The organism is Duganella sp. BJB476 (assembly GCF_003416895.1).
Taxonomy (GTDB): Bacteria; Pseudomonadota; Gammaproteobacteria; order Burkholderiales; family Burkholderiaceae_D; genus Rugamonas.
This window is the reverse complement of sequence record NZ_QVIO01000002.1, coordinates 1-9,404: the sequence shown is the minus strand read 5'-3', so window position 1 is coordinate 9,404 and position 9,404 is coordinate 1. Positions and strand designations below refer to the sequence as shown.

Sequence of the window (9,404 nt, the reverse complement as noted above, 5' to 3'; positions counted from 1 at the left end):
CATCGAACCCGCTCCGGCGGGTTTTTTTACGTCTGGAGAAAAATCCATGATAGCTGTAACGCAAGATCACGAGCAGCGCGAGACACTGGCCGTCGAGTACAACATCCCAGGCCATGATCCGCGCGGCGCGGCATCGGCGCTCTTCACGCGCACGCGCCTGGCGCTGATCGAGCGCGAGGGCGGCAAGTGCTGGCTGTCCAGCCTCACCGCGGCCGACCTGGGCCCACTGGAGGCCCACCACTATCCGATCGAGCGCTGCTTCGCCGAGGGTGTCGACTGGCCGCGCTTCTCGAATGACTGCAAGTTCGGGCTGTGGGGGCCGCATGCGCAGACCTTCGACTGGGAGGCCTTCTTCGCCGGCGCCGCGCCGGATGCATCCGGCCGCATGGTACCGGTTGACCCGTATCTGTTCGTAGACGACATGACCGTCAATGGCCGGCTGCTGGGCAAGCAGTACCACACCGGCAAGGACGAGGGCGTGCACATGCTGCCCGAGCCGATCTGGCTGGCGCAGAAGTACATGGTGGAGGGCTACCAGTTCTCCGGTGCTGAGGTGATCCACCACGCGCAGGAGGCCTGATGGACAAAGATTCCTTCGAGCTGGTCCGCCTGATTATCGAGTTGGTCGTCGGCCTGCTCGTCACGCCGTTCGCCCTCGTGCTGTGGTGGATGCTGCGCAAGCTAGTCGCCGACGTGGCGACACTGGAGCGCGCAGGCCAGGAGCGCCATGCCATGCAGGAGCAGCGCTTGGCCGAATACAAGCTGCATGCTGCCGAGAACTTCAGCACAAAAAACGACCTGGGCGCCGCGATGTCCCAGGTGAGCCGTTCGATTGATGCGGTCTTCGGGAAACTGGAGCGCATCGAGGACAAGCTCGACGGCAAGGCCGACAAGGCGCACTCATGAAGCCGGCCGACTTTATCGCCGCCATCGCGCCGGCCGCGCGCGCATCGATGGCGCTGACCGGCATCCCAGCTTCGTTCACGATCGCTCAGGCCGCGCTGGAATCGGGCTGGGGCTCGTCGAAGACGGCCGCCAACGCGCGAAATCTTTTCAACATCAAGGCGGATGCTGGCTGGCATGGCCCTTTCTGGGAGATGGCCAGCACCGAGGTAATCAACGGCAAGAGCATGCTGGTGCCGGCCCGCTGGCGCCTGTATCCGGACTGGCAGGCGTGCTTCGACGACCGCGCGAAGTTCTTCTCCACGAACAAGCGGTACGCGGCCTGCTTCAAGGCCGTTGGCGGCGAAGCCTGGGCGCGCGTGGTGCACGCGGCGGGGTACGCCACCGATCCGGCCTACGCCGACAAGATCATCGCGACCATGCGGTCGCGAAACCTCCAGCAGTTCGACAAACCGTAAAGGGGCATCACCATGAATCGTCAATGGGCAGTTCAGATTTTTTCGTTGCTTGCTATCGCAGCAGGCGTTTTCATTTCCTACTTCCCGCCGGCGCACAATGCCGAGGCGATGTGGACGCTGATCGGCAGCTTCCTCGGCTATGGCATCCGCGACCTGTTCGCACCGGGCGGCCTGGCTGGCTCGATCCTGGTGCCAGGCGCGTCGTCCACGCCGCCGGGCGGGCAGGGCGGCTTCGCCCGCGCCGGCATGCTGCTGGTGATCGCCATGCTGGCAGCCGGCGCCATGGCGCTGACCGGGTGCGCGACCCCGGCGCCCGGCGCGCCGAAGGCATCGCCACAGCAGGTACTGGCCCAAGTCTGCCCGGCCGCCCAGATTACCGTCGCCTCGCTGTCGGTGCTGCGCGGCTTGTCGACCGAAGCCCATGACGACCTGGCAGGGGCATTGCCCATCGTCGACGCGGTATGCGCCGCCGGCGCGACAGTCGATATCGCCAGCCTGAAGGCGCTGAACGACACCGCGCTGCCGGCGCTGATCAAGATCGTGGAGACGGCGCCGCTGCAACCGGGCGTGCACGACCAGATTGTGTTGGGCCTGACCGTCGGGCAAATTGTGCTGGCCGGCGCCCTGCAGGCGACGGGGTCGGTGGCGCCGTGAAAGCTGTCGCCATCCTGCTGCTGGCCAGCGTGGCCGGCTGCGCCAGCGTCCAGCAGGCCGTCAATGGCTACGAGTCCGCCGCCGGCGTGTCGCTGCGCGCCGCCCAGGACAATGCCATCGCGGTCTGGACCTTCGCCGGCTGCGCCACGCCGTACAGCGCCGTGCTGCGCAACCCGCAGATCCTGCCGGCCCTGCGCGCCCTGTGCGGGCCGCTGCCGATGTTCGACCAAGTGCCGGCCGCGCCGGCCTATGCAATTCCACCCAGGAGCCTGACGCCATGAGCCGATTCCTCACCAAGTTGCAGCTGGAAGTGGCCGACAATACGGACGACGGCAAGTGGGTGCTGACGGCGGCGCTGATCTACCAGTCCGACGTGGCCGGCCGGACATTCGTCGTCCCGCGCGGCTTCCAGACGGATCTGGCCAGCGTGCCGCGGCTGCCGGTGATCTTCCTACTGACGGGCGACACGTCCAACCAAGCGGCTGCGGTGCACGACTACCTCTACAGTTCGCATGAGGTGACGCGGGAAATGGCGGACGCGGTGCTGCGCGAGGCGTCGGAGGTGACCGGCGTGCCGGCCTGGCGCCGGTGGCTGATGTGGGCGGGTGTGCGCGCCGGCGGCGCGTCGCACTGGGAGCCGGCCGGCACGTAGCTTGTTGACCGGGCAGAATTGATTAATATCAATATCGAAGGCCCGGGCGGGCATACTATTGTTGCATGGTCACTGCATCCCGCCTCGCGATTGTTGAACAACCCCACTGCCGCCGTAGCGATCGGCTGACGGCGCAGAAGGTTGAGGTGGGCATTGTGTTTCAGGAGATGCTTGGCGTAGAGGATGCGGCCGAGTACTTCGCCACCTACAATTTGCCGTCGCAGATCGTCGAGCGGATTTTAGGCGGCATCAAGCGCCGCCGAAATGTTGACTGCTGGCGTTAGACTAGCCGGCGGCGCGCTCGACCACCACCAGGTCGCCGGCGCGGTAGACCTCGAACCGCTCCTCACCGTTCTCCTTCCAAGTGCAGTACACTCCGTTGCGGACGCCTTCCCAGTCGTGCTGATCTCCCAGCTCTGAGGCCTCGACCAGCATCTTCCTGCCAGTCGGGCAGCCGCGCTGGCGCACGATATCCCCATCCCTTGGTGGTTTTGCATCCATCATCTTCTCCGTCACAATCCCAAAGCCAATGTGTCCGGCGCCGGCGCGGCCTTCTTCGAGCGCGGCGGCACCGGGTATTCCCACGACGTCATCAGCTCGGAGGGGTAGGGGCGCAGGAAGCTGCGCGCTCGCTCAGGGTCCGTGCATTCCAGCCAGTCATCCCATTCCTCCTGCGGCACGATCACCAGTGCGCGCTTCTCGTCGCCCGGCTTGTGGAAGCGCCGCATCAGCGGGTGGTCATCGGCGTTCATCGTCAGCTGGGTGAACGACGCGGCCCTACCTTCTTCACCTTCCCACTCCCGCCACAGGCCGGCCACCGCGAACATCGACTGGTCCGCCATCCCAATACCCCACCGCACCGCTTTGCCGCTTTCGTAGCAGGGCTCGTAAAACGCAGTCATCGGCACCAGGCACAGCTGCGTTTTCTTCCAGGCGCCAGAGAACGAGCGCAGCTGGCCGACGGTCTCGGCGCGCGCATTCATCGTGTCGAACGGCCGCACGCCGGGCGGTATCCTGTCGCGCGGCACCATGCCGTAGGTGGCCAGCACGCCCTCGCGCACGCCGTCGGCGCCGCGGCGAACCACCGGCGCGGCGTAATCCTTCCAGGTCTCAGCCTTCCAGAATCCGCTGTCGTGCAGGTCGATCACCACGCCCATGACAGCGTTGAGCATTTCAGGGTCTGGTGGGCGGAAGTTGACGCACATGATAATCAGCCTGTGTTGTATGAATCGCCAATAATAGCGCTTTTTTGATCTGGCTATTATACTGTATGAATGTACAGCAAAATTATTCAATTCCGGCAGCGAGGCGTACGTCGCCCTGATCGCGACCTATCGAACGACCCAGGTGTATCCGGTGCAGTGACGATGCTCGATGTCGGCGGGCACTTGCGACTTCGGGTCGTAGAATGGGGCGTACACCGCGCGGGTGCTGAGTTGTTGCCTGATCTTTGGGACGCTCGCTGCGTCAGCTGGAACCAAGGGCGCATGCTCTGGCACGGGTATCAGTATGGACGACTAGGTGACCAGAAAGGCCAACCAGTCTATTTTCAGGAGTGGTGCCTGGAGGTAGTTGACATGTATCCGCCTCAGGACAAGATGAAATCGATCTTCCATGCGCGGAATGGCGCGCCGGCGGACGTCGCCGAACAGGTTCCGCCCGTTGCCTAAATATCGCATAAATCCGTTCCGCAAAATCACCTGCAAATTCCGCCATGCCCGGAGGATATAGGGTTATTTTTCGCCGAGTGCGGAACGAAAAACATACCTAAGTTGTTGATTCGAAAGAAATGCACATCAGACTTAAAATCTCCCGCCGCAAGGCGTGCCGGTTCGATTCCGGCTCGGAGCACCATTACCTCATCCGCAGACGTCCACGCATGTCGCGGTTTTTCTCCTTCTCATAGGAGAAATCTCAAATCTGAGTCCCCCAAAAGCTGCTGAGGTCTGTTGACAGCTCGCGGTTTTGGAGGCATTTTTGGGGGCAGTTTTCGGGATGCCCCCTTAAAATGCCCCCATCATGCCGATCCCCGTCGTACCGTTGAACGATACCCAGATCCGGAAAGCCAAGCCCCGGGAGCGGACCTACAAGCTCTTCGATGGTGGCGGGCTCTACCTTGAAGTGATCCCGTCCGGTTCCAAATTGTGGCGCATGAAGTTTCGTCAGGCGTCGGGCAAGGAAAGCCGGCTCTCGTTCGGTCCATATCCGGAAGTGTCGCTCAGTGAGGCGCGTGCTCGCCGCGACGAGGCGCGCGCACTTCAGCGGGGGGGCAAAGATCCAGCGCAAGCGCGTCGCAGCGCCAAGGCTGTGCGACAGATGGCGGCGTCCAACACCTTCGAGGTGGTGGCCCTCCTGTGGCTTGAAAAGACCAAGGCTGAACGGGCCGAGGGCACGCGGCGGAAAATCTTCAACTGGCTGCGCAAGGATATCTTCCCTGTCATCGGCGCGATGCCGATCTCGGAGATTCGTCCACGCCAGGTCCTCGGCGCGCTGCGACACATCGAGGATCGCGGCGCGTTGGAGACCGCTCATAACGTCAAGCGCGCGGTGGGGCAGGTGTTTCGCTTTGCGGTGGCCTGCGAGCTCGCAGAACGCGATGTGACGCGCGATCTGGGCGACGCCTTGGCCTCCGTGCCAGAGGGGCATTACGCGGCCATCACGGAGCCTGAAAAGGTCGGCGCGCTGCTGCGGGCCATCTACGGATACGAAGGGCATCCATACACCATGGCTGCGCTGAAGATCTCGCCGATGCTGTTCCAGCGACCTGGCATGATCCGCGCGATGGAGTGGTCGGAGCTTGATTTTGTTAAAGGCGAGTGGCGTGTACCTGGCGCCAAGATGAAAATGGAGAATGACCATATCGTGCCGCTTCCCACTCAGGCGGTCGACATACTGCGACAGGTGCATCGATTGAGCGGGAAGGGCAGGTATGTGTTCCCAGGTATGCGCACGCATGACCGCTGCATGAGCGAGAACACCATCAACGCCGCCTTGCGCAGTATGGGCTACAGCAAAGAGGTCATGACAGCTCACGGCTTCCGCGCGATGGCGCGCACGATCATGGACGAAGTTCTTGGCGAGCGCGTTGACCTGATCGAGCACCAGCTGGCGCATCGCGTCAAAGACCCGAATGGGCGTGCCTATAATCGGACCGCTCATTTGCCGGCGCGCCGAGAGATGATGCAGCGCTGGGCCGACTATCTTGACGGACTGCGCGCAACGTAAAATAGCCTCGACTACAAATAAACCGAAGATAGTTTTATCCAAGTGATGCCGCCGCGAGCCGGATGGCGGACAATATACTTTTCGACGCGAGGGGATCGCCCTTCGCGCAACTTGGCATCGCGCCAAGCGTCTGCGCTCGTCACGCGCCCTTAGATAATGCATTCGTGCATAGCTTCATCTTAGATTGGCTTCGCCTTTGAACGAGCCTGCGATCAGCCTGGACTGGCTGCGTCCATATTGCGCATCCTTCCCCTGAAGACGTTGCGCGTCACATCGTGCGCATTTACGCACCGTCACCACCTCATGCGGCGATCTGCCGCCGCGTGCATGTCGATACGCCGCCCTAGTCCGCGGCGCAAACCGCGCGTCGTTACTGGCGGCCTGCTGCCAGTGACGACGCGCTAGCAACCAAGCGCTATATGGGCTCCGCCGCTGTTTTCTCAGTGACGGCGGCCAGTGACAGCGGATCTACCGCTATCAGCGCAGCAGAACGCTGCTTGCCAACCATGCCCCTCGTGGGCCGACAACGTGTGCGAGGCACACCCCATGGACCCTGGGTAACTGGTCCCACCGCGATCAGGCTTCTACAAGGAGCGGATCGCGGCGCCATACGCGCATGCGGCGCGGGCAAGCAGTGAACATACCGCATACACGGGAGTGGTGTCCCGGGGCCTTTACAAACCGTCCTTGCTGCGGCAAGCACGGTGGCCAGAAACACTGACCAGATTTGATTACACCATGTATGTTTGACCCAGCGATTCCTGCTGTGACAATTTGCGTTTTTTTCATATGGACAAGCTGTTATGCTGCCCCCGTAGATTAAGTCCGGTCAGGACCTAACGGCTAGATCCGTCAGCCTGACTAAAAAATATCGGAGTGATTCAATGGCGGAAGATGTTGAGATGATGCTGTTCCCATCCCAGGGAGCGTTTGCGCAATGGCTGGCAGCCCATCACGACGGCTCAGACGGGGTGTGGCTGCAGCACTCGAAAAAGGGAGCCCCGGTCCCTAGCGTAAGCTATCAAGAGGCATTGGAAGTTGCGCTGTGCTTCGGCTGGATCGACGGCCAGAAGCGTTCGCTCGACGCCCATCACTATTTGCAGCGCTGGACACCGCGTCGCTCACGCAGTCTATGGTCCAAGGTCAATCGTGAGAAGGTGCTGAGGTATATTGAAGAGGGTAAGATGCAGCCGAGCGGCTTGGCTGAAATCGAGCGAGCGAAAAAAGATGGTCGATGGGATGCGGCATACGAATCGGCTAGCATGGCGAGCGTGCCGCCAGAACTTCAAGCTGCATTCGCTGACCACCCCGGCGCAGCCGAATTTTTCGCCACTCTCAATTCGCAAAACCGCTATGCAGTGTTGTTCCGGGTGCAGACAGCAATAAAGCCTGAGACCAAACTACGCAAGGCACAGGAGTATGCAGCCATGCTGGCTCGGCATGAGACGCTTCATCCGGTCATGGCGAAGAAGCGGAGCAAGGCCGACCAGGACGCGACATAAGCGTAAGGGCGCGACTCATCGCGATGACGAACGCAAGCGGCCAAGTACAGCCATTGTTGAGGTAAGCAGAGCGTTGACGGCCATTTGCCGCGGCGGTATTCTTAGTAACATATATTTCATTAATTAATTAACATGCAGATTGCAACGATTATTGGCTTGGCAGGTACGGTAACATGCGCAGGTCTCTTCATTAAACAAAAGAACTGGTTGCTCGCTACCGCTTTTGCTTTTTCTACGGTGTATCTGATATTGGATAAGGTAGTTCACATTCCGGTGGTGCCATATTTTTTGGTTCCTTGGTTTGCGTACTTGTTTTTTGCTCTTGTTGCGTATGAGATTTTTCGAACAGTTGTCCTCAAATAGGTTCATGTCGACTAGGAACAGTCACTATAAATATTCCTATTAAGCGACTGGTCTAACGCTTAGCGACGGCCTGGAACGGGCCGCCAGGGGCCGAGCCGGCCGACGGTGAGCGCTGCCGGCCAACATGTAACAACACTGGAAGGAATAAGCATGACAGTTGGGAAAAAACCGGACGCCGCGCGGCTGGACAAAATTGTGGCCGACGCACGGCGTGCGGCCGACCAGCGCGAGCTGGGCTATCGCGAGCGCTCGCTGAAAATGTACCCGTGGGTGTGTGGGCGCTGCATGCGCGAATTCACGCATACCAATGTGTCGCAGCTTACAGTGCACCATCGTGACCACAATCACGACAACAACCCGCCTGATGGCAGCAACTGGGAATTGCTGTGCCTTTACTGCCACGACAACGAACACTCGCGTTATCTGGAGGCCGACCGGGGACATGGTCTGAAATCGGCCGAAGTCGCGCCGGCCACGCATAATCCGTTTGCCTCGTTGGCCGGTCTGATGAAAAAGAAAGAGTAACGGTAGGGTGGACCAGTCGCGAGGCGCTGCAACCGGCGAGATGCCGCCGTTCGAACGGGTATCCTCTATCAAGATGCAGGATTTTTTCGGGAAATTATGAGTTATCAGTTGGTTCTACAGGTACGTGGCGAGTTGCTGTCTGACTTTGACGCAATGTTGAGTTTGGAGCAGGCGCTGGCTATTGAATTGGATGACATCGGTGAAGTTGATGGTCATCATATGGGTTGCGGTGAGATAAATATTTTCATATTGACTGTAAATCCGGAAGCAGCCTTCGAGAAAAGCAAGCCTTCCTTGATTAGTCATAAATTGCTGAATCGTGTAAAAGCTGGATTCCGATTGTTTTCAGAAGATAGCTACACAACCATTTGGCCTATGAACTCGGTCGACGAATTCTTGGTTGCATAGCTAACCGCAACCGGCCAGAGGCCGTCAGTCGCGCATGTGAATGTCGTCTGCCAAATTGCAACTTGTACATGACATGAATAACGACGCTTTATATGAACTGATTGTGAGTGCCTTTGCCAAATTCCTTGCTGCGGATTTGTCAGTCAGTCGTGCTCGGTTTGGCCTGTTCGGAACCTGGGTGGTCACTGAAGATGATGCACCCGTAACGATTACCGAGTCGCAATTGAATCGAGCGTCTGCGTCTTGCACCGACTGGTCAAGAAGGTTTCCGAATTCTCCGAACCCGTATGCTGACCTCGTAAATTTCTATGAGTCGGGTGCGAGCTTGGGGCGTTGGGAAAACAATATCCTCGATATTTATGGCCCTGACGGCGAAAAGTTGTGGGGTGTCCCTCTAAGCTCGCTGATCGAGTCTGCAAACAATTTGCGGTAAGGCGCACACCCTATCACGGCGGGTGCAGCCTGCAAACAATGACTCCCTGAAACTTTGCAATTTGGGAGTGGAGGCGACTACGGCTAGCACCGCAACCGTCGAGTACAATCGGTAGGGACCGGCCAGCAGCAGTCGTCCAATTGGAAGTTTATCTGTAAGCGTCTTCCCAGTCACGTCTGTACGATCTGATCCGCTGTCCGCATGATTGAATAGGGTGCGAAATGAATTGTGCCCACAAATTCAATCATGGACACAAAAATTCAACCAGTCATTTCGTCGCC

At 59.6% G+C, this 9,404-nt stretch carries 14 protein-coding genes; 12 read left to right on the top strand and 2 right to left on the bottom strand.

Annotated elements, in window-relative coordinates; genetic code table 11:
- Positions 1-46 precede the first annotated feature (46 nt).
- The 7 genes from D0T21_RS09410 (at position 47) to D0T21_RS09380 (ending at position 2,951) form a co-directional block, all read left to right on the top strand.
- A complete protein-coding gene (locus tag D0T21_RS09410) occupies positions 47-580 on the top strand; it encodes a hypothetical protein (RefSeq protein WP_116988830.1) in 534 nt (177 codons plus the stop codon).
- Positions 580-906, top strand: a complete 327-nt coding sequence (locus D0T21_RS09405; protein ID WP_116988832.1) for a hypothetical protein — start codon at positions 580-582, stop codon at positions 904-906. The genes D0T21_RS09410 and D0T21_RS09405 overlap by 1 nt, the downstream gene beginning before the upstream one ends.
- Positions 903-1,361, top strand: coding sequence for a glycoside hydrolase family 73 protein (locus D0T21_RS09400; RefSeq protein ID WP_116988834.1), 459 nt, complete (start codon positions 903-905; stop codon positions 1,359-1,361). The genes D0T21_RS09405 and D0T21_RS09400 overlap by 4 nt, the downstream gene beginning before the upstream one ends.
- 45 nt (positions 1,362-1,406) lie before the next feature.
- Entirely contained in the window at positions 1,407-2,015 is a 609-nt protein-coding gene (locus D0T21_RS09395; RefSeq protein ID WP_116994340.1) for a hypothetical protein, read from the top strand.
- The gene (locus tag D0T21_RS09390) at positions 2,012-2,296 is read left to right on the top strand and encodes a hypothetical protein (protein WP_116994339.1); all 285 of its coding nucleotides are present in this window, start codon (positions 2,012-2,014) and stop codon (positions 2,294-2,296) included. The genes D0T21_RS09395 and D0T21_RS09390 overlap by 4 nt, the downstream gene beginning before the upstream one ends.
- Positions 2,293-2,667, top strand: coding sequence for a DUF1353 domain-containing protein (locus D0T21_RS09385; RefSeq protein ID WP_116994338.1), 375 nt, complete (start codon positions 2,293-2,295; stop codon positions 2,665-2,667). The genes D0T21_RS09390 and D0T21_RS09385 overlap by 4 nt, the downstream gene beginning before the upstream one ends.
- A gap of 65 nt (positions 2,668-2,732) precedes the next feature.
- Positions 2,733-2,951, top strand: coding sequence for a hypothetical protein (locus tag D0T21_RS09380; protein WP_116994337.1), 219 nt, complete (start codon positions 2,733-2,735; stop codon positions 2,949-2,951).
- 1 nt (position 2,952) lies between these two features.
- Here D0T21_RS09380 and D0T21_RS09375 read toward each other — a convergent pair whose 3' ends face one another.
- Both D0T21_RS09375 and D0T21_RS09370 read right to left on the bottom strand, forming a co-directional pair.
- On the bottom strand, positions 2,953-3,171 hold the full coding sequence (locus D0T21_RS09375; protein ID WP_147328066.1) for a hypothetical protein: 219 nt from the start codon (positions 3,169-3,171) through the stop codon (positions 2,953-2,955).
- 8 nt (positions 3,172-3,179) lie between these two features.
- The gene (locus D0T21_RS09370) at positions 3,180-3,872 is read right to left on the bottom strand and encodes an SOS response-associated peptidase (RefSeq protein ID WP_116994335.1); all 693 of its coding nucleotides are present in this window, start codon (positions 3,870-3,872) and stop codon (positions 3,180-3,182) included.
- 814 nt (positions 3,873-4,686) lie between these two features.
- On the opposite strand from D0T21_RS09370, the gene D0T21_RS09360 reads away from it, so the two are divergent.
- From D0T21_RS09360 to D0T21_RS31620, 5 genes are all read left to right on the top strand, one after another.
- Entirely contained in the window at positions 4,687-5,892 is a 1,206-nt protein-coding gene (locus D0T21_RS09360) for an integrase arm-type DNA-binding domain-containing protein (RefSeq protein ID WP_116990028.1), read from the top strand.
- Positions 5,893-6,776: 884 nt separating this feature from the next.
- Positions 6,777-7,394 carry a YdeI family protein gene (locus tag D0T21_RS09355; RefSeq protein WP_116994075.1) on the top strand — a complete coding sequence of 206 codons (618 nt, stop codon included), beginning with the start codon at positions 6,777-6,779 and terminating at the stop codon, positions 7,392-7,394.
- Positions 7,395-7,907: 513 nt separating this feature from the next.
- Positions 7,908-8,282 carry a YajD family HNH nuclease gene (locus D0T21_RS09350; RefSeq protein ID WP_116994076.1) on the top strand — a complete coding sequence of 125 codons (375 nt, stop codon included), beginning with the start codon at positions 7,908-7,910 and terminating at the stop codon, positions 8,280-8,282.
- A 96-nt stretch (positions 8,283-8,378) separates the two neighbouring features.
- Positions 8,379-8,690: an ABC transporter gene (locus D0T21_RS31625; RefSeq protein ID WP_147328065.1), complete on the top strand. Its 312-nt coding sequence runs from the start codon at positions 8,379-8,381 to the stop codon at positions 8,688-8,690.
- Between the two features lie 73 nt (positions 8,691-8,763).
- Positions 8,764-9,123 (top strand): hypothetical protein, encoded by a 360-nt coding sequence (locus tag D0T21_RS31620; protein ID WP_147328064.1) that lies wholly within the window; start codon positions 8,764-8,766, stop codon positions 9,121-9,123.
- The last annotated feature ends 281 nt before the right edge of the window (positions 9,124-9,404 follow it).